Origin of the sequence: Sphingomonas cynarae (genome assembly GCF_039537815.1) — a bacterium.
Lineage (GTDB): Bacteria > Pseudomonadota > Alphaproteobacteria > Sphingomonadales > Sphingomonadaceae > Sphingomonas > Sphingomonas cynarae.
In genome coordinates this window covers 224473-245830 of the sequence record NZ_BAABBF010000005.1, presented here as the reverse complement: position 1 = coordinate 245830, position 21358 = coordinate 224473, and the positions used below count along the sequence as shown (strand labels likewise).

The 21358-nt window shown below is 64.0% G+C and carries 22 protein-coding genes and 1 tRNA gene; 12 read left to right on the top strand and 11 right to left on the bottom strand.

From position 1 onward, the window contains the following. Positions 1 to 49 precede the first annotated feature (49 nt). The 5 genes from pyrF to ABD719_RS12350 are packed head-to-tail and all read right to left on the bottom strand — an operon-like array spanning position 50 to position 5504. Positions 50 to 724: an orotidine-5'-phosphate decarboxylase gene (pyrF, locus tag ABD719_RS12370; protein WP_344693690.1), complete on the bottom strand. Its 675-nt coding sequence runs from the start codon at positions 722 to 724 to the stop codon at positions 50 to 52. Continuing rightward, positions 721 to 1071, bottom strand: coding sequence for a hypothetical protein (locus ABD719_RS12365; RefSeq protein ID WP_344693689.1), 351 nt, complete (start codon positions 1069 to 1071; stop codon positions 721 to 723). The genes pyrF and ABD719_RS12365 overlap by 4 nt, the downstream gene beginning before the upstream one ends. Positions 1072 to 1124: 53 nt before the next feature. After that, entirely contained in the window at positions 1125 to 3380 is a 2256-nt protein-coding gene (locus ABD719_RS12360) for a patatin-like protein (protein WP_344693688.1), read from the bottom strand. Positions 3381 to 3426: 46 nt separating this feature from the next. Beyond that, positions 3427 to 4134 (bottom strand): endonuclease/exonuclease/phosphatase family protein, encoded by a 708-nt coding sequence (locus ABD719_RS12355; protein ID WP_344693687.1) that lies wholly within the window; start codon positions 4132 to 4134, stop codon positions 3427 to 3429. A gap of 53 nt (positions 4135 to 4187) precedes the next feature. Further along, a complete protein-coding gene (locus ABD719_RS12350; protein ID WP_344693686.1) occupies positions 4188 to 5504 on the bottom strand; it encodes a replication-associated recombination protein A in 1317 nt (438 codons plus the stop codon). Between the two features lie 191 nt (positions 5505 to 5695). Here ABD719_RS12350 and ABD719_RS12345 point away from each other — a divergent pair, with 191 nt between their 5' ends. Both ABD719_RS12345 and ABD719_RS12340 read left to right on the top strand, forming a co-directional pair. Next, a complete protein-coding gene (locus ABD719_RS12345; RefSeq protein ID WP_344693684.1) occupies positions 5696 to 6217 on the top strand; it encodes a PadR family transcriptional regulator in 522 nt (173 codons plus the stop codon). Then, a complete protein-coding gene (locus ABD719_RS12340) occupies positions 6214 to 6504 on the top strand; it encodes a DUF2218 domain-containing protein (RefSeq protein WP_344693683.1) in 291 nt (96 codons plus the stop codon). The genes ABD719_RS12345 and ABD719_RS12340 overlap by 4 nt, the downstream gene beginning before the upstream one ends. Before the next feature lies 1 nt (position 6505). On the opposite strand, the gene ABD719_RS12335 is transcribed toward ABD719_RS12340, so the two are convergent. Then, a complete protein-coding gene (locus ABD719_RS12335) occupies positions 6506 to 7654 on the bottom strand; it encodes a glycosyltransferase family 4 protein (protein ID WP_344693682.1) in 1149 nt (382 codons plus the stop codon). A 105-nt stretch (positions 7655 to 7759) separates the two neighbouring features. Between ABD719_RS12335 and radA the strand changes: the two genes are divergently transcribed. From radA to ABD719_RS12285, 10 genes are all read left to right on the top strand, one after another. Then, positions 7760 to 9142 carry a DNA repair protein RadA gene (gene radA / locus ABD719_RS12330; RefSeq protein ID WP_192126893.1) on the top strand — a complete coding sequence of 461 codons (1383 nt, stop codon included), beginning with the start codon at positions 7760 to 7762 and terminating at the stop codon, positions 9140 to 9142. Positions 9143 to 9154: 12 nt separating this feature from the next. Continuing rightward, on the top strand, positions 9155 to 9733 hold the full coding sequence (locus ABD719_RS12325) for a CvpA family protein (protein WP_344693680.1): 579 nt from the start codon (positions 9155 to 9157) through the stop codon (positions 9731 to 9733). Beyond that, positions 9730 to 10173: an iron-sulfur cluster assembly scaffold protein gene (locus ABD719_RS12320; RefSeq protein ID WP_344693679.1), complete on the top strand. Its 444-nt coding sequence runs from the start codon at positions 9730 to 9732 to the stop codon at positions 10171 to 10173. The genes ABD719_RS12325 and ABD719_RS12320 overlap by 4 nt, the downstream gene beginning before the upstream one ends. Next, complete coding sequence (locus ABD719_RS12315) at positions 10173 to 11927, top strand: cation:proton antiporter domain-containing protein (RefSeq protein WP_344693678.1); 1755 nt, start codon at positions 10173 to 10175, stop codon at positions 11925 to 11927. Before ABD719_RS12320 ends, ABD719_RS12315 begins: the two co-directional genes overlap by 1 nt. After that, positions 11927 to 12253 carry a DUF423 domain-containing protein gene (locus ABD719_RS12310; protein WP_344693810.1) on the top strand — a complete coding sequence of 109 codons (327 nt, stop codon included), beginning with the start codon at positions 11927 to 11929 and terminating at the stop codon, positions 12251 to 12253. The genes ABD719_RS12315 and ABD719_RS12310 overlap by 1 nt, the downstream gene beginning before the upstream one ends. Before the next feature lie 149 nt (positions 12254 to 12402). Beyond that, positions 12403 to 13539 (top strand): D-alanyl-D-alanine carboxypeptidase family protein, encoded by a 1137-nt coding sequence (locus ABD719_RS12305; RefSeq protein WP_344693677.1) that lies wholly within the window; start codon positions 12403 to 12405, stop codon positions 13537 to 13539. A 13-nt stretch (positions 13540 to 13552) separates the two neighbouring features. Beyond that, positions 13553 to 14542, top strand: a complete 990-nt coding sequence (locus tag ABD719_RS12300) for an AAA family ATPase (protein ID WP_344693676.1) — start codon at positions 13553 to 13555, stop codon at positions 14540 to 14542. Between the two features lie 10 nt (positions 14543 to 14552). Beyond that, positions 14553 to 16106, top strand: a complete 1554-nt coding sequence (metG, locus tag ABD719_RS12295; protein ID WP_344693675.1) for a methionine--tRNA ligase — start codon at positions 14553 to 14555, stop codon at positions 16104 to 16106. After that, positions 16106 to 16882, top strand: coding sequence for a TatD family hydrolase (locus ABD719_RS12290; protein WP_344693674.1), 777 nt, complete (start codon positions 16106 to 16108; stop codon positions 16880 to 16882). The genes metG and ABD719_RS12290 overlap by 1 nt, the downstream gene beginning before the upstream one ends. After that, a complete protein-coding gene (locus tag ABD719_RS12285; protein ID WP_344693673.1) occupies positions 16879 to 17643 on the top strand; it encodes an MBL fold metallo-hydrolase in 765 nt (254 codons plus the stop codon). The genes ABD719_RS12290 and ABD719_RS12285 overlap by 4 nt, the downstream gene beginning before the upstream one ends. 22 nt (positions 17644 to 17665) lie before the next feature. Here the strand turns inward: ABD719_RS12285 and ABD719_RS12280 are convergent, their stop codons facing one another. The 5 genes from ABD719_RS12280 to ABD719_RS12260 all read right to left on the bottom strand — a co-directional run bounded on the left by ABD719_RS12280 (position 17666) and on the right by ABD719_RS12260 (position 21274). Further along, positions 17666 to 17794: a hypothetical protein gene (locus ABD719_RS12280; protein ID WP_344693672.1), complete on the bottom strand. Its 129-nt coding sequence runs from the start codon at positions 17792 to 17794 to the stop codon at positions 17666 to 17668. A gap of 86 nt (positions 17795 to 17880) precedes the next feature. Then, positions 17881 to 17964 (bottom strand) — tRNA-Leu (locus ABD719_RS12275). A gap of 52 nt (positions 17965 to 18016) precedes the next feature. Continuing rightward, on the bottom strand, positions 18017 to 18295 hold the full coding sequence (locus tag ABD719_RS12270) for an integration host factor subunit beta (protein WP_344693671.1): 279 nt from the start codon (positions 18293 to 18295) through the stop codon (positions 18017 to 18019). Between the two features lie 144 nt (positions 18296 to 18439). Continuing rightward, positions 18440 to 20155: a 30S ribosomal protein S1 gene (gene rpsA / locus ABD719_RS12265; protein WP_192127049.1), complete on the bottom strand. Its 1716-nt coding sequence runs from the start codon at positions 20153 to 20155 to the stop codon at positions 18440 to 18442. A gap of 285 nt (positions 20156 to 20440) precedes the next feature. Continuing rightward, the gene (locus ABD719_RS12260) at positions 20441 to 21274 is read right to left on the bottom strand and encodes a PEPxxWA-CTERM sorting domain-containing protein (RefSeq protein WP_344693670.1); all 834 of its coding nucleotides are present in this window, start codon (positions 21272 to 21274) and stop codon (positions 20441 to 20443) included. Positions 21275 to 21358 lie beyond the last annotated feature (84 nt).

The following is a 21358-nucleotide window of genomic DNA, read 5'->3' as shown; positions in this document are numbered from 1 at the left end:
GCCTACTCCCCCGGCGTGGCCGGGGCAAAGGCCATGTCGCCTGGCGGTGCTACAGCGTGGCGACGATCGCCCGTGCAGCGGCATCGGGGTCGTCCGCCTGTGTGATCGGGCGGCCAATTACCAGGATCGAGGCACCGGCGTCCGTCGCCGCGCGTGGGGTCACGACGCGTTTCTGGTCGCCGACGCTGCCGCCCGCCATCCGCACGCCGGGCACGACGAAGAACCCCTTCGGCCAGCGGGCATGCACGGCACCCACTTCCTCGCCGGAACAGACGATGCCGTCGATACCGGCTTCCCGCGCAAGGTCGGCCAGCCGCAGTACCTGATCATGGGCATTGCCCACCACCCCGGTCGCGGCAAGGTCGGTTGTATCTAGGCTGGTCAGCATCGTCACCGCCACCACCTTGGTTCCCGGTGCGGCGGCGGCCTTCGCACCTTCCAGCATGGCACGGCCACCGGCGGCATGGACGGTCAGAATTGCGGGCTGAAGGGGAGCGAGCGCCTGTACCGCCTTGGCCACGGTGTTGGGAATGTCATGCAGCTTCAGGTCGAGGAAGATCGGCAGGCCGAACCGCGCCATCTCGCGCACCCCCGGTTGCCCGTGGGCCACAAAGAATTCCAGACCCAGCTTCAGCCCGCCGACATGGCGGCGGACCTGATCCGCCATCGCCTTCGCGTGATCGAGATCGGGGGTATCGATGGCGACGTAGATGGGATTGCTCATGATGCGATCGGCGCCGGGCCAGAGGACAGGGAATGATCGTCCGCCATCACCGCATGGCCGGGCATCACCAGACCGGCGGGAGGCGTCACCAATGCAGCTGCGCGGGTTTCGGCCAATACCCGCTCGCAGGCGGTCAGCCGCTGACGCAATCGCCAACGACGCGCACCCTGCCAGCCGAGCGTCGGCAACAGTCCGAGCAGGAAGGTGATGGCAAGCAGGAACGGCAGGTTCACGTCCGCGATCAGCCCGCCGGGCAATCGGATCGGCACCGACGTCCAATTGCCGAGCGTGAAGACCGCCGCCAGAAAGGCGAGCAGGCACCAGAACAGGATTTTCAGGAACTGCATGCGGTTCTCCCTCGGGGGGCGCAAGCTAGCGATTGCAGCGGGTTTTGGCCAGCCTACCCCAGCTCGACGCGGAGCGACGCGATCAGCGGCTGGATCGCGGTGAGGCGCGCCTGCTCCTCTTCCAGAATAGCGAGGAAAGCGCGACGCTTGATCGCCGACACCCGGCCCGGTCCCAGTCTGGCCGGCGAAGGCATGGTCGAGACGACGATGTCGATCAACCGTTCGGCGCCGTGCAGCCGCCCCCACAGATAATCGTTCTCGCGATATGCGCGGCTGAAGAATGCCCCGAAATTGCTGAACTGGATGCCCTTCAGCGTCGCCTCCGCGCCGCCGGGGCGAATCGCGACGGCGTCGTCGGGGGCGATGCGATCGACCCTGATCGCATCGAACTCATCCAGACCTTCTCCCTGCAACAGCGGCAGGGTCGCGGCATCGAAGAACGGAAAGCCTAGATAGGCGAGGATCAACGGCCGCCGCGCGTCGCGATCGAGCCCTGCCAGTGCCGTCGCCAGGCGGGCGTCCGCCTCCACGTCCAGCCGCGGCAGATCGAGCGAGGCTGCCAGCCCTTCGAGAAAGTTGGTCGCGTCAGGGCGCATCGCCTTCGCTGCAGCCGTCAGTTGTGCGTGAGGTTCGCTAAGTTGCGCATCGAGATAGGCCGCGAGGGAGTCGTAGATCGCATCCCGCATCGAGCCGAGCGAGCCGGGATCGCGGCTTTCCTCCAGTTCGCCGAGCCGCCTCGCCAACAGCCGCAGCCGGCGGATGCGATAGCCGGTATCGAACCGGCGCAGAAAGGCGATCGCCGCGTCACCGCCGGCATCGCCGGGCGTGACGGCACGGATAGCCTCTGCGCGCCGCTGGCCTGGATCGAGGCGCTCCCCCGCGATGCCGTTGGCGATCCGGCCGAGCAGGTCGACCACGCCCGCCAGCTTGAGATGGCCATAAGCGACAAAGCCATATCCCGCCTGCGCCGCCGCGGCGGCCTGAGCACGGCGGCGCCACGTCGCAAGCCGCTTCTGGGTCGGGCGGTGGAGGAACAGCGTACGGCCGAACAGCATGTCGACCTGCGTCTCCACCGCGGGTCGGATCGCCTCGACGATGGCAGCCAGCCTTTCCACCCGGCGCGACCGGTCGGCCAAGGCATCGAGATTGTCGCGGATCGGCTGTTGCCGGGGTAGCTCGCTCAGCGCACCGAGGATCGTCTGGAAGAAACCCGGTGTCCCCTGTTGCGCGGACAGGCGGAACTTCATGCCCGGAGACGGATCGATGTAGACGAACCGCCGGTCGATCTGGCGCCGGGCGGGGCGTTCGCGCAAGGCATCGATCGCCGGACGGAATGGTGCGTTGGCCAGGACCGATCCATCGATCAGGATCGCACGCTCGGCCTGACCGGCGGCGGCATGGCGGGGCAAGGCACGAGCGAGGAATGCCTGGCGCAGCGGCCAGTCGATCGCGCGGTCGGCCAGCACCCGGTCCAGTTCACCGACCGAAAAGGGTGGAAAGGCACCGGGGAAACTGGATGTCGCCCGTGCGGCAAAGACCAGATCGGGCATCGCTGCCAGCGTGTCCGCCGCCGCGCCACCATCGGAGAAGCCGATGACGATGCGGTGTTCGGTTTCCACCACCTCCGACGGTGAGTTGAGCGCCAGTCGTTCGGGATGACCGGCGAAGTCGGTAACGGTCACGAACAGGTCGAGAGGTTGCCCGGCCGGCAGCAGCCGTGGCCCGCGTTCGCTGGCGGCCATCGCCGTCAGCGCATCGAGCAGCAGTCCGGTGAAGGTCGCGCCGCCGAAAGGCGGCTCGAACCAGCGTGAGCGCACGAAATGCGACAGCTTGGCGCGCACTTCGTCCCGCGTTGCCGCCTCGTCCAGATCGTCCACCGCCTCCGCGCTGCGCCCCGCCGCCATCCATGCGATCGGCAGTGCCCAGACCTTGGCGAAGCGCGACGCTGGCGCCGCGGCGGGATCGATCAGTGCCTCCACGTCTGCGGAGGCAAGCCACAAGTCGGTCAGCGGATCGAGCGACTGGCCGGTTGCGATCGCCTGCGCCAGGAACACGCCGTTGATCCCGCCCGCCGAAGCCCCCGCGATGATATCGGCCAGTACGCGCAACCGCAGGTCACCACGTTCCTCGATCTCGCCCAGCAGCGCGTGATAGACCATGGCGGTGCCACCCACCGGATCAGCGCCTGCATGATAGGCGTGGCTGGCACGCGCCAGATGCCAGATTTCCTTGGTGATGCCGTGCATGTAGACGGCCAGACTGATCCCGCCATAGCAGACCAGCGCCAGTCGAAGTTCTTTCTCGCGCATCAGCCCCGCATCATCCCGCCCCACCGTTAACGGTGTTATTGCCCGTTCACCGAGCCGGTTCCAATATAGCCCAGATCGGCAAGTGATCCGATGCCTTGCGTGCTGCCGGGCTGGCATGAACGCCGCAGTCGACGATGGTGAGGTCGGTGGACGCCATGATGCGGTCGAGCCGCCCGATCGGACGCCGGGCATGAAAGGACGGCCCGGTGGCGGCGAAACGGAAGTCCCGCCCAAAATCCCGCAAGCACCCCGCCGCCGCGGTCCATTCGTTGAGGTCGCCCATCAACACGGTGGGAGAGGGGGTATTGCGATGCGCGAGATGCGCGAGATGCGCGAGGATAGCGGCGGCCTGCCTGCGTCGCCACAGCCCCGACAGGTCGAGATGCATCCCCACCACGCGGATCGTCGATCCCGACAGCCTGATGTCGGCCGTCACCGCACCGCGTGGTTCGAGCGCGGGGAGGTGGATGGCATCGCATTCCATCACCTCGGCAGATTTGCGAACCAGTATCGCATTGCCGTGCCAGCCCATCGATCCGGTCCGACGACCGACCGCGACCGGTTTCCAGTCGCTCTGCTCTTCGAGCAGGTGGAGCGGGATCACCCGTTCACGCGTGCCGAAGCGCCGATCTGCCTCTTGCAAGGCAATGATGTCCGCATCGATCTCGCGCAGGACGTCGACGATCCGTTCGGGGCTGCACCGGCGATCGGCGCCGACCCCCTTGTGCATGTTATAGCTGGCGACCTTTATCATTACGCCATCGCAACGCCGCGCAGAGACGCCGGTTGCAGGCGAAGCTGCGGAAATCAGTCCTGGAGAGATTCAGGTGGCCGTTTACGCCGCGCCCAGAAGTCGAGTCGCTTCCTGATATCTCGCTCGAAACCGCGCTCATTGGGTCGATAGAAAACGGGGGCCTCGGGCTGTGCGATCTCGTCGGGGAAAAAACCCTGCCCCGAAAACGCATCCGGGTGATCGTGATCATATTGATACCCGTCATGGTAGCCGAGTTCCTTCATCAGCTTCGTCGGAGCGTTCAGGATGCGTTTCGGCGGCGGCACCGATCCGGTGGCACGGGCAAGCGTTCGTGCCTGATCGAACGCTAAATACGAAGCGTTGGATTTCGGGGCGGTCGCGACATAATTGATCGCTTGCGCCATGAACAGGCGCCCCTCCGGCAGGCCGATCCGCTCGAATGCCTGCCACGCGGTGATAACCTGGATCAGCGCCTGCGGATCCGCCATACCCACATCCTCCGACGCCGCGCAGGCCAGCCTGCGGAAGATCACATCCGGCGCCTCGCCACCTTCCAGCATCCGGGCGGCCCAATACAGCGACGCATCGGGATCGCTGCCTCTCAAACTCTTGTGGAGGCAACTGAGAAGATTGAAATGTTCCTCCTGACCCCGATCGTAGAGCGGCGCGCGTTTCTGGAGAAATTCGACCAAATCCTTGGGGGTGAGGTCGCCATCCCGATCGAGCGCGAGTATTTCCTCGCACAGACCAAGTAGATAACGGGCATCGCCATCCGCCATGCCGATCAGCGTGGCGCGCGCTTCGGACGTGAGGGGCAGGGGGCGGGCGCATCGCGCCTCTGCCCGTTCGATCACGCGGGCGAGTTCCGGACCGCTCAACCGGTCAAGCGTGTAGACCTTGGCGCGGGACAGCAATGCCGCCACCAGGCTGAAACTGGGATTTTCCGTCGTGGCGCCGACCAGCACGATCGTGCCGTCTTCCACCGCCGGCAGCAGCGCGTCCTGAACAGGCCGGGAAAAACGGTGAAGCTCGTCGATGAACAGGACGGTGGCCTTGCCGGCCGACTCCCGGGAACGGACCGCCTGCGCCAACACCTTCCTCAGATCGGCGATCCCGGTCGAAACCGCCGACAATTGTATGAATTCATACCCCGCCTCATCAGCCACCAGCCGGGCTATCGTGGTCTTGCCCACGCCGGGGGGACCCCACAGTACGAAGGAACTCAACCGCCCGGTCGCAATCATCCTGCCGATCGATCCGCCGGGCATCAGCAGATGCTCCTGCCCGATCACCTCCGCCAGCGTCTGCGGTCGCAGCTCCTCGGCAAGGGGCCGGGGGGGGGCGTGATGGGTGAATAACGTATCCTGCATGATGTCACCGTTCTGACGCGCCGCGACCATCGTCCGCTGCCAACAGGCCGGCGATGCCCGTCGATGTAGGACCTGTCTGCCCATCCGTCACCTGTTCGACTCTTACTCGACGATAAAGATATATCTTAGATGGTCTTGATGTTGTCGATTCGCGATATATCTTTAATGCTTCTATAATAGATGAGATTGATATGTTCGCAGATATGCATGGCCACGACCGTGGCATTCGCGGCGGTGGTGGTGGACGGGGACGACGGATGTTCGATGGTGGCGAGTTGCGGCTCGTGCTGTTGAAACTGATCGCCGACGAACCCCGCCACGGCTACGACCTGATCCGCCGGATCGAGGAACTGACCGGCGGTGCCTATGCGCCGAGCCCCGGCGTGATATATCCAACGATCGCGCTGCTCGACGAGATGGGCCTGATTGCCGCTCGGGAAAGTGATGGGGCGAGGAAGCGTTTCGCCGTCACCAATGACGGCATGGCTCACCTGACCGACCATGCTGGTCAGGTCGCAGCACTGGCAACCCGGCTCGCCGCGCTTGCCGAACATCACGAACGTACCGACAGCGAGGCGGCGCGCCGCGCGATGCGCAATCTGGGCGAGGTGGTGCGCGGCAAGCTGCGGCGTGAGGAATTGTCCGAGGAACGCCGCTATGACATCGTCGCCCTGATCGACGAGGTCGCACAGAAGATCGAGCGCCTGAGATGAGTATTTCCATCGCCCATGTGCCGACCGGGTCGGCCAGCCGGTATCTTCAGCAACTTGCCAAGCACTGGAGCCACAAGATGGCGGTCGTCGTCATGCCGGAGGAGGCAACGATCGACTTTCCGAACGGCGCGCGGCTCACAATGGCCGCCGCTGCCCAGATGCTGGATGTCGTGTTGACGGTCCCTGCGGACGGCGACGTGGCACGAATGCGGGACGTAGTGGCAAGCCATCTCGATCGTTTCGCGTTTCGCGAAGCGCCGCTACAGTTCGACTGGCGTGACGGGTAAGCTACCCCCGTGCAGCGATCGTTGACAAATAAGTATCCAGCACAGCGCTGTTGATCCGATCCCAGCGATAGCCGGCCGCCTTTGCGTGACCGGCATCACCTAGAGCATGTCGCAGACCCGGTTTCGTAACGATCCGGGCGATGGCGTCGGCATAGGCGGTCGCATCGCGCGGGGGGACGAGGAAACCCGTTCGTCCTTCCTCAACGAGGTCAATGGCGCCGGTGGCGCGGGCGGCGACGACGGGAACCCCGGCAGCCATCGCCTCCAGCGTCACGTTGCCGAATGTTTCAGTGACCGACGGGTTGAACAGCACGTCCATCGAGGCGACCGCCCGGCCCAGTGCCTCGCCGCGCTGGAAACCGGCGAAGCGGGCTCCCGGCACCTGCGTGGCAAACCACGCGCGCGCCGGGCCGTCGCCGATCACCAGCACTTCGTGGGGTACGCCCCGCGCCGTCAACGCGTGTGCGACCTCCGCAAAGACGTCGAGCCCCTTTTCCTTCACCAATCGGCCAAGAAAACCGATTGCGACCGCATCGTCGGCAATGCCCAGTTCACGGCGCCAGGCAAGGTCGCGACGGTCGGGGTTGAAACGGTCGTGATCGACGCCGCGCGACCAGATCGATATCGGGGCCCTCACACCCCAGCGGCGCAGAATCGCTGCCATCGATTGTCCCGGCACCAGCACTGCGTCGCTCCGGTCGTAGAAGCGGGTCAGCAGTCGCTCGATCGGCCGTTCCAGCACCGACAATCCGTAGTAACGCGGATAGGTCTCGAACCGGGTATGAAGTGACGCGATCGCGGGGACGCCGTGCCGCCGCGCCCAGCTCAACGCGCGGTGGCCCAGCAGTTCGGGGGCGGAGACATGGACGATGTTGGGTGCGAACGCGGCCAAGTCGCGGCGGATCGATTCCGGCATGCCCCATGCCATACGGTACTCGCCACGTCCCCCCGGCAATGCGATCGCGGGAACGTCGACAAGGTCACCCGTGGCGGGGAAGGCAGGCCGGGCGACCGTGGGCGAATAAACCCTCACCGTCACCCCCTGCGCCATGAGATAGCCGACAAGCAGGTTCAGCGCCTGATTGGCCCCGTCGCGCACATAATTGTAATTGCCGCTGAAAAGCGCGACGCGAAGGTCGGATGGCTGCATGGAGGCTTGCCGATAGCGCTGCGGCGAACCGAATACCACCGCGGATCGGGCGAAACCCGATGCGCGGTCGTTGTTGTTCCCCTCCCGTTCCGTTATATCTGATGAATGGCAAAACCGCAGAAGCGATATGTGTGTCAGGCGTGTGGCTCGGTGTCGTCACGGTGGCAGGGGCAGTGCGCCGACTGTTCCGAGTGGAACACGCTGGTTGAGGAAGCCGGTGCGGCCGTGACGCCGTTCGCCGCGAAGCATCACCTCCAGGGAGGCGGGCGGACAATTCTCCTGTCGTCGCTCGATGCCGACGTCACGCTGCCGGACCGGATGGCGACCGGCATCGCCGAGTTCGATCGTGCGCTGGGCGGTGGCTTCGTCGAGGGGTCGGCGACGCTGATCGGCGGCGATCCGGGCATCGGTAAGTCGACGCTGCTGTTGCAGGCGGCGGCACGGATGGCGATGGCGGGCAGGGGGGTGGCCTATGTCTCGGGTGAGGAAGCGGCCGATCAGGTCCGGTTACGCGCGCGCCGGCTTGGGCTGGGCAATGCGCCCGTGCAACTGGCATCGGCTACCTCGACGCGGGATATCCTGACGACGCTGTCCAGCGCCACACCGCCCGATCTGCTGGTGATCGACTCGATCCAGACGATGCATTCGGACCTGATCGAGGGCGCGCCCGGCACCGTCAGCCAGGTTCGTGCCTCGGCACAGGAACTGATCCGCTTCGCCAAGGAACGGGGCACCGCGCTGGTATTGGTCGGCCATGTCACCAAGGACGGCACGATCGCCGGCCCCCGCGTGCTGGAACATATGGTCGACACCGTGCTGGCGTTCGAGGGCGAGCGATCGCATCAGTATCGCATCCTGCGCGCGATCAAGAACCGCTTCGGCGGAACCGACGAGATCGGCGTATTCTCGATGCAGGCGGAAGGGCTGGCGGAGGTTGCCAACCCCTCCGCGCTGTTCCTCACCCACCGCGAGGAAGGGGTGACCGGGGCGACCGTGTTTCCCGCGCTGGAGGGGACGCGGCCGGTGCTAGTCGAGATCCAGGCACTCGTCGTCCGCCTCGCCAGCGGCGCCACCCCGCGCCGTGCGGTGGTGGGCTGGGATTCGGGTCGGCTGGCGATGATCCTGGCGGTGCTGGAGGCACGGTGCGGTCTCAGTTTCTCGACCGCCGAAGTCTATCTCAACATTGCCGGCGGCTACCGGGTGCAGGACCCCGCTGCCGATCTGGCGGTGGCGGCGGCGCTCGTATCCGCGTTGTCCGAACGGCCGGTACCTCCCGAGTCGGTCGCGTTCGGCGAAGTGGCATTGTCCGGCGAACTGCGTCCCGTGGCGCATGGGCCGTTACGGCTAAAGGAAGCCGGCAAGCTCGGATTCGAGCGGGCGCTGGTGCCGATAGGGGTGGCGAAGGACGCCAAGGGGGAGGGTCCTTTGCGCCTGACCGGCTTCCGCACGCTCGGGCAGTTCGTTGACCATATGCTGGGGCGGGGCTAGGCGGGTCCGTAGATGGGCCTGACCTCACTCGACATCATCGTATTGCTGGCGGTCGTGGGAGCGGCGGCCCTGGGTCTGTTGCGTGGCTTCGTGACGGAGGTGCTGTCGTTGTTCGCCTGGGTCGCGGTAGTCGCGGCATTGAAGCTGTTCCACATCGCGGTCGCACAGACGTTGACGGGCTATGTCGGCACCGCCTCGGGTGCGGCCGTGCTGGCCTTCGCGTTGATCGCTGGTATCACTTGGTTTGGCGGGCGGCTGGTTGCTCGCGCGATCGGTGCGCGGACGAGGACATCGATACTGGGCCCGGTCGACCGGGCACTCGGCTTCGGGTTCGGCGCGCTCAAGGGGCTGATCCTTTCCAGCCTCGCCTTTCTTCTCGTCGCCTTGGTGACCGACACGGTCGGGGGCGGTCCGTCACGGCGGCCGGCATGGATGACCACCAGTCGCACCTACCCGCTGCTGAATGCGACCAGCGCGGGTATCGCCGATTTCGTAGATCGCCGCCGTCGTGGTCTGCCGGTATTCGGCGCCCGGTCGACCATGGTCGGCGAAACCCCGGACGGCAGCACCCACACAGGCAACGATCGATGAGCGCCGCTCTCTACAATACCGATATTCTCCGCCTGGCCGCCTCGATCCCACATCATCGCCGCCTCGATGCGCCGATGGGGACGAGCGAGCGGCGATCGCCGATCTGCGGCAGTCGCATCACCGTCGACGTCACCCTCGACGCGGACGGCCGGGTCGGCGAAATCGGGTTGCTGGTCCGCGCCTGCGCCCTTGGCCAGGCATCCGCATCGCTGCTGGCGGCGGAGGTGATCGGCCGGACGCCTGCGGAACTTGCCGTCGCCCGCGACGCAATGACGGCATGGCTGGCGGCGGGCGAGGGTGACGCACCCGACTGGCCGGGTCTCGCCATCTTCACGCCGGCACTATCCTACACCGCCCGCCATCCTTCGATCCGCCTCGCGTTCGAGGCTGCGGCCGAAGCGGCGGCGCTGGCGGCAGAGCATATGCTGGTACACACCTGATGCATGAGGAGGCGGGCTTCTCGCTGCTGCGCGACGGCGCTGTGCTGCTGGGATCGGGACTGTTGTTCGTCCTGCTGTTCCGACGGCTCGGTCTCGGGGCGACGCTGGGTTATCTCGTGGCCGGCGCGGTGGTGGGGCCGCATGTGCTGGGGCTGGTCGGCGATGCCGAATCGAAGATGGGGATCGCCGAACTCGGCATCACCCTGCTGCTGTTCATCGTCGGGCTGGAACTGAACCCGTCGCGATTGTGGCGGATGAAGCAGGAAATCTTCGGGCTTGGTCTGTTGCAGGTCGTGCTGTGCGGACTGGCGATCACCGCGATCATCTGGATCGCCGGATTTTCACCGGCCGCCGCGCTGGCGCTGGGGCTGCCGCTGGCATTGTCGTCGACCGCGCAGGTGTTGCCGATGCTGCAGTCGGCCGGGCGGATGCGGACGCCGTTCGGCGAGCGGACCTTCGCCATCCTGCTGTTCCAGGATCTGTCGATTGTTCCGCTCATCACGATTATCGCCGCGATGAGCCGCAATCCGGCCGATGCATCGGCTCCGCCGGGCTGGCTGCTCGGCCTCTATACCGCCGCTGCCGTGGTCGGACTGGTACTGGCCGGACGATTTCTGCTGCGACCCTTCTTCCGCCTGATCGGCAACCTGGGCGAGCGCGAGATGTTCGTGTTCGCCGCATTGTTCACCGTCATCGCCAGCGCCGCCGTCATGGAAATGCTGGGCCTGTCGACCGCGCTAGGCGCCTTCATTGCCGGGGTGATGCTGGCCGACAGCCCCTATCGCCACGAACTGGAGGCGGATGTCGAGCCGTTCCGGTCGATCCTCCTCGGTCTGTTCTTCCTGGCGGTGGGCATGATGCTCGACCTGCAGGCGATCGCAGATCGACCGCTGTTCGTGATGGCGATGGCGTTCGCCCTGATCGCGACCAAGGCGCTGGTGGTCTTCGGCATCGGCCTCGCCTTCCGGATGCCGTGGCGCGGCGCCCTCGCGCTTGGCCTGTTGCTTAGTCAGGGCGGCGAGTTCGGGTTCGTGCTCTTCGCGCAGGCGCAGGCCGGACTGCTGATCGATCCGGAGGCGGCCAGCCTGTTCGGTGCGATCGTCACTCTGTCGATGGCGACGACTCCGTTCCTGATGAGCGTCACCCGCCGTTTCCGCACCGCCCCGATCGTGAAGGTGGACGAGCATCGAGACGGACCGCAGACCGATGGCGCCAATGCGATCATCGTCGGCTATGGGCGTTTCGGACAGACGGTCGCGCAGATGCTGATCGCGGAGGGGGTGCCCGTCACGCTGATCGATCGCGATATCGAGATGATCGACATCGCCGGCGAATTCGGAGCCAAAGTCTATTATGGCGACGGTACCCGACTCGACCTGTTGCGGCAGGCTGGCGCGGCGGAGGCGGAGCTGATCCTGTTCTGCCTCGATGGCGACCAGATCGAGCCAGACATGCTCGAAGGCGTCCATGCCGCTTTTCCGGAAGCGACGATCTTCGTTCGTGCCTTCGATCGACGCGCGCTCATCAAGTTGCGCGGGGCTCCGGTGGAATATGTCGTGCGTGAGGTGTTGGAATCGGCGGTGTCGATGGCACGGCGGGCGCTTGGGGCACTTGGTGTCGAAACGGGGCAGATCGACCGGACCGAACAACTTTATCGCGCCCGCGACAAGGAGCGACTCCATGCCCAGGTCGAGGCTGGTGACCTGAAGGCAGCAAGCGACCAGATCATCACTCAGCCATCGCGGCCGTCATGATGCTGGCGATGCTTGCTGCATTGTCGGGTGTGCTGGCGGTGGCTGCAGGAGCATTTGGTACCCATGGTGCGTCCGGTTCGGCGGCGGAATGGCTGCGTACCGGCGGGCAATATCAACTGATTCATGCCGTCGCCGCCCTTATTGCCCTGCGTTGGGAAGCACGCGGTCCTGCGACGTTGTTCGTGGCAGGGGGCGCAATCTTCGCGATCACGCTCTATGCGATGGCGTTCGGCGCGCCACGCTGGCTGGGGGCCATCACTCCGATCGGCGGGGCGTTGCTGATCGGCGGCTGGCTGTGGCTGGCGTGGAACCTGCGCGCGGGCTGATCGCGCGTCATCCGTCATCCCCGCGTGACGTCGCCATGATGCGTCGCTATGCCGGTCGCCATTCCTGTGCCACCGACCGATAACGGACCTGCCGCCCCATGAAGACGCCGTTCGCTACCCCCATCAAAGCCTTCGTTATGGCCCCCGTCATGGCGGCCCTGCTCGCCTGTCCGTCGACTGCGGCCGCACCGCAATTCCAGACGGCTGCACCGGTCGCCTATCTGGAAGACCTGTCGACAGGCGCCGTACTGTTCGCGCGCGATCCCGATCGGCGGATGCCTCCCGCGTCGATGGCGAAGATGATGACGGTCTATGTCGCGTTCGACCTGATCCGGCGTGGCGAGCTGAAGCTGACCGACATGGCGACGGTGCGGCCGGAAACGTGGAAGCGCTGGCATGGTCCGGCCGCCGGATCGACAATGTTCCTGTCGGTGAACGAACAGGTCAGCGTCGCCAATCTGCTTTACGGTATCGTCACCCTGTCGGGTAATGATGCGTGCGTCGTACTGGCCGAACATATCGCCGGTTCCGAGCAGGCGTTCGTCGAACGGATGAATCGCGTCGCGCAGCAGATCGGTTTGAAGAACAGCCAGTTCGGCACGTCGAACGGCTGGCCCGACAACGGCGTCACCTATGTCACCGCCCGCGATCTCGCGCGGCTGGCGCAGCAGACGATCACCAACTATCCGCAACTGTACAAGCAGTTCTATTCGCGCCGGGATTTCACTTGGGGCAAGACGATGGGCGGCAGTGCAATCACCCAGGCCAATCGCGACCCCCTGCTGGGTCGGGTTGCCGGTGCCGACGGGCTGAAAACCGGGCATACCGAGGAGGCCGGTTATGGCTTCACCGGATCGGCCGATCAGAACGGCCGCCGTCTGGTGATGGTGATGGCGGGGCTGACCAGCGCCAATCAGCGGATCGAGGAATCGGTCCGTTTCATGGACTGGGGTTTCCGTGCGTGGCAGGCCAAGCCGATCGCCGCCAAGGGCAAGCAAGTCGAAATCGCCGAAGTGCAGGTGGGCGATGCCGGTAGCGTAGCACTGATCGCCGGACAGGATCTGAAGGTCACGCTGCCCGCCGGTCTGGCCCCCGAGCTATCCGCCAAGGTGGTCTATCAAGGCCCGATCAAGGCCCCGATCAAGGCGGGCCAACACATCGCCGACCTCGTCATCACCTCACCCGATGTGCCCGAACAGCGACTGCCGCTCGTCGCCGCGACCGATGTGGGCGAGGCGGGGTTCTTCCGTCGGGCCTGGAACGGGCTGATCTCGTTTTTCGCCTGACGGGGGGGGGGGGGTGACGATCCCGATTGGCAATGCTGCTGCCCATGCGGCCTTTCTGGCCTCCTTGGACGGTGGATCGTTGCACCACGCCTGGCTGATGGTGGGGCCGGAGGGAGTCGGCAAGGCGCTGTTCGCAAAGGCCGCCGCCCGCCGGATGCTGGCGGCGGCGGTCGACCCAACGTTGCCGTCCGGGCTGGATGTACCGGCCGGGCATCGCATCGCCTCGCTACTCGATGCAGGCTCGCATCCTGATTTCCGGATGCTGGCTCGGCTGCCCAAGGATCCAGAGAAACCGGAAGGCGAGCTGGCCCGATCGATCACCATCGCACAGGTTCGCACGCTCCAGCCGCTATTCGCCACCATGCCCGCACTGAGCAAGCGACGCGTCGTGGTGATCGATGCGATCGACGATCTCGAACGCAATGCCGCCAACGCCTTGCTCAAAAATCTGGAGGAGCCGCCGGCCGGCACGATCTTTCTGCTCATCAGTCATGCGCCCGGCAAGCTGCTGCCGACGATCCGGTCGCGTTGCCGGTTGCTTCGGTTCGAAGCGATGCGTGAGCCGGAAGTGGCGCAGGCGTTGCGTGCAGCATTCCCTGATGCCGACGAGGGGGAGATCGCGACGTTGGTCGCCGCAGCGGACGGGGCGCCCGGGCGAGCCCTGCGCTTTGCCGGGCTCGATCTGGGCGCGGTGGATCAGGCAATCGCCGCGATCGCGGGCGATGGCGATCGCGACAATGGCTGTCGCACGGCGCTGGCCCGACAACTCATGGGAAAGGCGGCACAACCGCGATACGAGGCGTTTCTGGACCGGGTCCCGGGGTTCATCGCACGGCAGGCGCGCATTCGTACCGGCCATGCCCTGCGTACCGCTCTCGATGCCCATGCCGCTGCCCGGGATTTGGCTGGCGCAGCACGCGGTCTGTCGCTCGATCCGCAGGCGACGGTCATCGAGATGGCGGGGATCGTCGCAAGGCTTCACGAGGGCACCGCGATGCATTAGGTGCGCGCGAATGGGCGAACCCTTCTACATCACCACCGCAATCAGCTATCCCAATGGTCGGCCGCATATCGGCCATGCCTATGAAGCGATCGCAGCCGACGCCATCGCGCGTTTCCAGCGACAGGCCGGACGCGACGTGCGCTTCCAGACCGGCACCGACGAACATGGACTGAAGATGGTCCAGACCGCGCGCAAACTGGGCCGCGAAGTACGCGACTATGCCGCAGAAATGTCGCGCTATTTCAAGGCGATGTGCGACACACTGAACATCGGTTACGATCAGTTCGTCCAGACCACTGCGCCCGAACATCATCATGCCAGTCAGGCATTGTGGGAGCGCATGGCGGCCAGTGGCGATCTGTATCTCAGCCGCTACGAAGGCTGGTACTCAGTCCGCGACGAGGCTTTCTACGACGAGGCGGAACTGGTCGACGGAGCCGACGGCAAACTGTCGCCGCAAGGTACCCCGGTGGAATGGACCGCCGAAGAGACGTGGTTTTTCCGTCTATCGAAATACCAGCAACCTCTGCTCGATTTCTACGCCGCCAACCCCGATTTCATTCGTCCCGACAGCCGCCGCAACGAGGTTATCCGCTTCGTCGAAGGCGGCCTGAACGACCTGTCGGTATCGCGGACCAGCTTCGACTGGGGCGTGCCGGTGCCCGGCAGCGACGGGCACGTGATGTATGTGTGGGTCGATGCGCTGACCAATTACCTGTCGGGCTTGGGTTTCCCGCGGGAAACTTCTGACATGCGGTACTGGCCGGCCAATCTGCATCTAATCGGCAAGGACATCGTGCGCTTCCATGCCGTCTACTGGCCGGCTTTCCTGATGTCGGCAGATATAGCCTTGCCAAAGCAGGTATTTGGTCATGGCTTCCTGCTCCACCGGGGCGAGAAGATGTCGAAATCGTTGGGCAACGTGGTCGATCCGGGCGAACTGGCAAGTGCGTTCGGAGTCGATGCGCTGCGGTACTTCTTGCTGCGCGAAGTGAGTTTCGGACAAGACGGCAGCTATTCGGCCGAAGCCATCGTGACGCGGATCAATGCCGAACTGGCGAACGCTTTCGGCAATCTGGCGCAGCGGACGCTGTCGTTCATCGCAAAAAATCTTGATGGCACGCTGCCGGCAGCGGGGCGGACCGACCCGGCCGACGCGATACTGGTCGAAGAAGTGGTGGTAGCTTGCGCCGCGATGAAGGCCGCGTTCGGCGATCTGGCGTTGAGTCATGGCATCGAGGCGTGGCTGCGCGGCGTCCATGCCTGCAACCAGTATATCGATACGCAGGCGCCATGGACTTTGCGAAAGACCGATCCCGAACGGATGCATGCCGTACTGGGCGCGCTCGTCCGTGCGATCCGGATGCTGGCTATCGCCATCCTGCCGGTAGTGCCGGAAGGGGCAGGGCGTATCCTTGATCTACTGGGAGCAGATACGCGGGACCATGCCGCGATTGATGACGATGGCTGGTACGACCGGCAGGCCGCATCGGGCTTTCGTCTCGGTACACCGACACCTGCCTTTCCGCGTCTGGAAATGCCCATCGCGGTGGAGGCAGGCTGATGCTTGCGGACAGCCATTGTCACTTGAATTACAAGGGCTTGGTGGAGGATCAGCCGGCCATACTGGCGCGCGCACGCGCGCGCGGCGTCACCGCGATGCTCAACATCGCGACGCGGGAAAGCGAATGGGATGCGGTGATCGCGACCGCGGAACGCGAACCCGATGTCTGGGCAACGGTCGGCATCCATCCGCACGAAACAGATCAGCATCCGCATATCGATCGTGCCGCACTGGTGGAACGCGCGGCTCATCCCAAGGTAGTCGGGATCGGTGAGTCCGGGCTGGACTATCATTACGATCACTCCGACCGCAATCGACAGCGTGCGAGTTTCCGTGCTCATATTGCCGCGTGCCGCGACACCGGTCTGCCATTGATCGTTCATACCCGTGACGCGGAGGACGATACTGCGGCGATTCTGACGGAAGAGATGGGGAAGGGGGCCTATCCCGGTGTCATCCATTGCTTCACTGCCAGCAGAGCTTTCGCGGATAAAGCATTGGCACTGGGCCTGTACATCTCGATCTCCGGCATCGTGACATTCCGGAATGCGACCGATCTTCAGGCGATTGCCCGCGATCTGCCGGCCGATCGGCTGCTGGTGGAGACTGATGCGCCCTTCCTGGCGCCGGTGCCACACAGGGGAAAGACCGGCGAGCCCGGTTTCGTCGCCGATACGCTGGCCTTTCTTGCCCGATTGCGGGGTGAGGATACGGCTGCGCTGGCGGCAACGACGGCTGCCAACTTCCACACATTATTCAGCAAGACCGCCGCGTGAAGGTACGGATCCTCGGGTCCGGCACCTCATCCGGTGTGCCGCGGATCGGCAATGATTGGGGCGCCTGCGATCCTGCCGAACCACGCAACCGGCGTAGCCGAGCGTCGATCCTCGTCGAGGAAGGGTCAACGCGTCTGTTGATCGACACCGGTCCCGATATGCGGGAGCAGTTGCTTGCCGCCGATGTGTCGAGGGTCGATGCGGTAATCTGGACACATGATCATGCCGATCATTGCCATGGCATCGATGATCTGCGGCAATTGTTCCATGCCATGCGGGCACCGGTTCGCGGACTGGCGCGAGCAGCGACGATGCGAACATTGGAATCACGCTTCGCATACGCCTTTCAGGGAAGACCGGGATATCCGCCGACGATCACGGCTGAGACACTACCGGACAGCTTATCGATCGGTGAGATCGAGCTGGGCGTCACGGACCAGCCGCATGGTAATATCTTTAGCGCAGGCCTCCGGTTCACCGCGTCGGGCAAGACCATCGGTTACGCGACCGATTTTCATGACATGACGCCAGTGATGCGGGATTTGTATTCCGGGCTCGACCTCTGGGTAGTGGATGCACTGCGTTATGCGCCACATCCGGCTCATGCCACCGTCACGGCCGTGTTGGGCTGGGTTGAAGAAATCCGGCCGCGCCGAACGATCCTGATCCATATGGACCAGAGTATGGATTACGTGACGCTATGCCGGTCGCTGCCCAAGGGAGTCGAGCCTGGGTATGACGGGATGGTAGTGGAGCTGTGAGCGACGGGCCGGCACCGCTGTTCTACGCGCTGCTACTGATCTTGCCGATCACCGCGCTGGTGGCACGACGGGTACCGATCACTACGCTTTTCAGGATGGGCTTGGCCTGGATTGCCGTATTTGGGCTGGGGATGATCATCATCAGCGCCATCACGTAGCTTTGTTTAACATAATATATATTATCGAATAAATGGCAAAAGGAGTCAGGAAGATGATCTTCCCTCCTTCGTTACATGATGGTGCGGACGGCGGGACTCGAACCCGCACTCCATAAGGAAACCGATTTTAAGTCGGTAGCGTCTACCATTCCGCCACGTCCGCCGCGCATCAACCCGAAAGCGTGACCGCAGCCCAGCGTCAAGCCCGAACGACGTCAGACGTTGAGCCGGGCTCGCATTTCCTTGCCAGGCTTGAAATAAGGGACCCGCTTGGCCGAAACATCAACTGTTTCACCGGTACGGGGATTCCGTCCGACACGAGCTTCGCGCGGTCGGGTCGAGAAAGCCCCGAACCCACGAATCTCCACCCTGCCCCCTTCGGCCAAGCGCATGGTGATCGTATCGAAGAAGGTGGAAACGATTGTTTCCACTTCCCGCGGACTGAGCGTCCGGTGTTCTTCCAACAGCGACTGCACGAGTTCTGAACGAATCAAGATGGACCCCCCGGTCTGAATGTGACCGGGTTGATACAGATTAACGTGTGTTTCGAACAGATCATTCGGTATGAATCATACCGGTACGGACATAAAAAAAGGAGCCGGGAATGATCCCGGCCCCTTTCATAACAACGCTGATGCTTACTTCTTCTCGTTCTGGGCCTTCAGAGCGGCGCCCAGGATGTCGCCGAGCGATGCACCCGAGTCGGACGAACCGTACTGTGCCACAGCCTGCTTCTCTTCGGCGATCTGCATCGCCTTGACCGAGAAGGTCGGCTTCTTGGAACGATCGAAGCCCGTTACCATCGCATCGAACTTCTGCCCGACCTGGAAACGCTCTGGACGCTGCTCATCGCGATCGCGGCCGAGATCGGTCCGCTTGATGAAGCCTGCGGCGCCATCGTCACCCGCCTGCACTTCGAGACCCGCATCGCGAACCTCGAGGACGGTAACGGTGACGACCTGGCTCTTGCCCAGACGGTCGCCCGCAGCCGCAACACCACCGGCCGACGGCCCGCCACGCTCGAGCTGCTTCATGCCGAGCGAGATACGCTCCTTTTCGGCATCGATGTCGAGAACGATGGCCTGCACCGTCTCACCCTTGCGGTGCAGGTTAAGAGCATCCTCACCCGACACGCCCCAGGCGATGTCCGACATGTGGACCATGCCATCGACGTCGTTGTCCAGGCCGATGAATAGACCGAACTCGGTGGCGTTCTTGACTTCGCCTTCGACGGTCGAGCCGATCGGATGGGCGGCGGCGAATGCCTCCCACGGATTGGCCTGTGCCTGCTTTAGGCCCAACGAGATGCGACGCTTGTCCTGGTCGACTTCCAGCACGACGACATCGACTTCCTGCGAGGTCGAGACGATCTTGCCCGGATGGACGTTCTTCTTGGTCCAAGACATTTCCGAGACGTGGACAAGGCCCTCGATCCCAGCTTCCAGCTCGACGAACGCACCATATTCGGTGATGTTCGTGACCCGGCCTGACAGCTTGGCGCCGACCGGATACTTGGCGCTGGCACCATCCCACGGATCAGACTCAAGTTGCTTCATGCCCAGCGAGATACGCTGCGTGTCCTTGTTGATGCGGATGATCTGCACCTTCACCGTGTCGCCGATGTTGATCATCTCGGAGGGGTGATTGACGCGCTTGTAGCTCAGGTCGGTGACGTGAAGCAGGCCATCGATGCCGCCCAAGTCGACGAACGCACCGTAATCGGTGATGTTCTTAACGACGCCGTCAATGATCTGACCCTCGGCCAAGCTCTGGATCAGGCCCGAACGCTGCTCGGCGCGGGTTTCTTCCAGCACGGCGCGGCGCGATACCACGATGTTGCCGCGCTTGCGGTCCATCTTCAGAATCTGGAACGGCTGGGGAATGTCCATCAACGGCGTGACGTCGCGAACGGGACGGATATCGACCTGCGAACCCGGCAGGAACGCCACGGCACCCGACAGGTCGACGGTGAAGCCGCCCTTGACGCGACCGAAGATCGTGCCCTCGACGCGGGCAGACTTGGAGAATTCGAGTTCGAGCTTGTCCCATGCGGCTTCGCGGCGGGCGCGGTCGCGGCTGAGCATCGCTTCGCCATGCATGTTCTCGACGCGGTCGACATAGACCTCAACTTCATCACCGACCTTCAACTCGGCCTTCTGGCCGGGGGCGGGTGCGAATTCGCGCAAGGGCACGCGGCCTTCGGACTTCAGGCCGACGTCGATGACGGCCATGTCGTTTTCAATCGCGGTAACGGTGCCGTGCACCACGCGCCCCTCGAAGCTGTCGGCGCCGCCGAACATATCATCGAGCATCGCCGCAAAGTCGTCGCGGGTGGGCTGAACCTGGGTAGCCATAAAGAGCAGTATTCCTCGGTCGTTGTTTCCGGCCAATCGGTTGGATCCGATGGTCTTGGCCAAAACGCCGCGTCGGCCCCGTGCCGGTCGCAGCATCCCTCAGAAAGGCGGGTGGAAGGACAAGACGCGTATGCGCAAAGGGCGCGTGGAGGATTGCCCTCCCGCGCCTTACCTCCACGGGCGCCTGCCCGTCGGATGGTTCCTCATAGCAACAAAGCCGGCACGCCGCAATTGGGCGCACCGGCTTCGTATGGCGCAATCGTTGGCGCCTGCCGATCGGATTCGTCAGGCGATAATGGCGGTCGTCGAACGACGCCGATAGCGCGCAGCGGCGCCGACCATGGCGAAACCGACGAACATCATGGCCCAGGTCGCCGGCTCCGGCACAGCCGCTACCGCCGTCGTGACGGTAAGGCCGGCCAGCTTGAAGCCATCGGTGATGCCGTCGGCGTTCAATTGCGACGCGCCGATCATCCACAGATTACCCTGCTTGCCGGACAGGTTAAGGGTACGGATGCCACTGGTACCGTTGCCAAGTGATTCCTGCGAACCGGCAAACAGCGCGTTCAGCCCATTGCTGTCCAGGCCGGTCGGATTGATCGGCCCCGCCTTCATGCCCCAGGCGATCAGTGCATCGCTGTCCCTACCGGTACCATCGAGCGCATAGGCATTGAGGTTGATGCTGCCGAGCGTCACCGCCTCGCTGAATTCGAGCAGAAGGAAATCGTCATTGATCTGATTGTCGATCGTATGGGTAGCGTTATCCGTGCTTTCGCCCGCGCCCAGATCACCCAGTCCCACTGTGTAGGCCGCCAGGGTGGTCGCCTTCACCGCGCTTGGCGTGACCACCGTGTAGGTATTGAAGGGATAGAATATATTCCAATAGGATTTCGATGTCTCGGGCGTCAGCGTCCAAGCAGATACCTTCATGGTTAATGCAGCGTTAGTGGTCGCGGTATAGGTTCGCGTACCACCGATACCACTGCCCGACGAACTGGATGGCGTACCGCTGGTATTAAACGCGAAAGTGTTGCTTGGTACGGTGACAGCCGCACTTACAGGAGCGGTGGAAAGAAGCGCGCCGGCAATCGCGGTGCTACGGAGAAATGTCTTGGTCAAGGTTCGTACCCCAGAATGATGCTGAGACCCTTTCCCAACATCGGGGTGTCAGATCAATCAAGGATTTGCGATAATATTCCCGCA

Bases quoted from the DNA above. Each gene is read 5' to 3' on its own strand.
- ABD719_RS12320 (WP_344693679.1), top strand. From the start codon at position 9,730: ATGAGCGCCGCTCTCTACAATACCGATATTCTCCGCCTGGCCGCCTCG.
- ABD719_RS12345 (WP_344693684.1), top strand. From the start codon at position 5,696: ATGTTCGCAGATATGCATGGCCACGACCGTGGCATTCGCGGCGGTGGT.
- ABD719_RS12280 (WP_344693672.1), bottom strand. From the start codon at position 17,794: ATGGCGCTGATGATGATCATCCCCAGCCCAAATACGGCAATCCAGGCC.
- ABD719_RS12355 (WP_344693687.1), bottom strand. From the start codon at position 4,134: ATGATAAAGGTCGCCAGCTATAACATGCACAAGGGGGTCGGCGCCGAT.
- metG (WP_344693675.1), top strand. From the start codon at position 14,553: ATGGGCGAACCCTTCTACATCACCACCGCAATCAGCTATCCCAATGGT.
- ABD719_RS12315 (WP_344693678.1), top strand. From the start codon at position 10,173: ATGCATGAGGAGGCGGGCTTCTCGCTGCTGCGCGACGGCGCTGTGCTG.
- ABD719_RS12350 (WP_344693686.1), bottom strand. From the start codon at position 5,504: ATGCAGGATACGTTATTCACCCATCACGCCCCCCCCCGGCCCCTTGCC.
- ABD719_RS12365 (WP_344693689.1), bottom strand. From the start codon at position 1,071: ATGCAGTTCCTGAAAATCCTGTTCTGGTGCCTGCTCGCCTTTCTGGCG.
- ABD719_RS12305 (WP_344693677.1), top strand. From the start codon at position 12,403: ATGGCGGCCCTGCTCGCCTGTCCGTCGACTGCGGCCGCACCGCAATTC.
- rpsA (WP_192127049.1), bottom strand. From the start codon at position 20,155: ATGGCTACCCAGGTTCAGCCCACCCGCGACGACTTTGCGGCGATGCTC.
- ABD719_RS12340 (WP_344693683.1), top strand. From the start codon at position 6,214: ATGAGTATTTCCATCGCCCATGTGCCGACCGGGTCGGCCAGCCGGTAT.
- ABD719_RS12335 (WP_344693682.1), bottom strand. From the start codon at position 7,654: ATGCAGCCATCCGACCTTCGCGTCGCGCTTTTCAGCGGCAATTACAAT.
- ABD719_RS12290 (WP_344693674.1), top strand. From the start codon at position 16,106: ATGCTTGCGGACAGCCATTGTCACTTGAATTACAAGGGCTTGGTGGAG.
- radA (WP_192126893.1), top strand. From the start codon at position 7,760: ATGGCAAAACCGCAGAAGCGATATGTGTGTCAGGCGTGTGGCTCGGTG.
- ABD719_RS12325 (WP_344693680.1), top strand. From the start codon at position 9,155: ATGGGCCTGACCTCACTCGACATCATCGTATTGCTGGCGGTCGTGGGA.
- pyrF (WP_344693690.1), bottom strand. From the start codon at position 724: ATGAGCAATCCCATCTACGTCGCCATCGATACCCCCGATCTCGATCAC.
- ABD719_RS12360 (WP_344693688.1), bottom strand. From the start codon at position 3,380: ATGCGCGAGAAAGAACTTCGACTGGCGCTGGTCTGCTATGGCGGGATC.
- ABD719_RS12310 (WP_344693810.1), top strand. From the start codon at position 11,927: ATGCTGGCGATGCTTGCTGCATTGTCGGGTGTGCTGGCGGTGGCTGCA.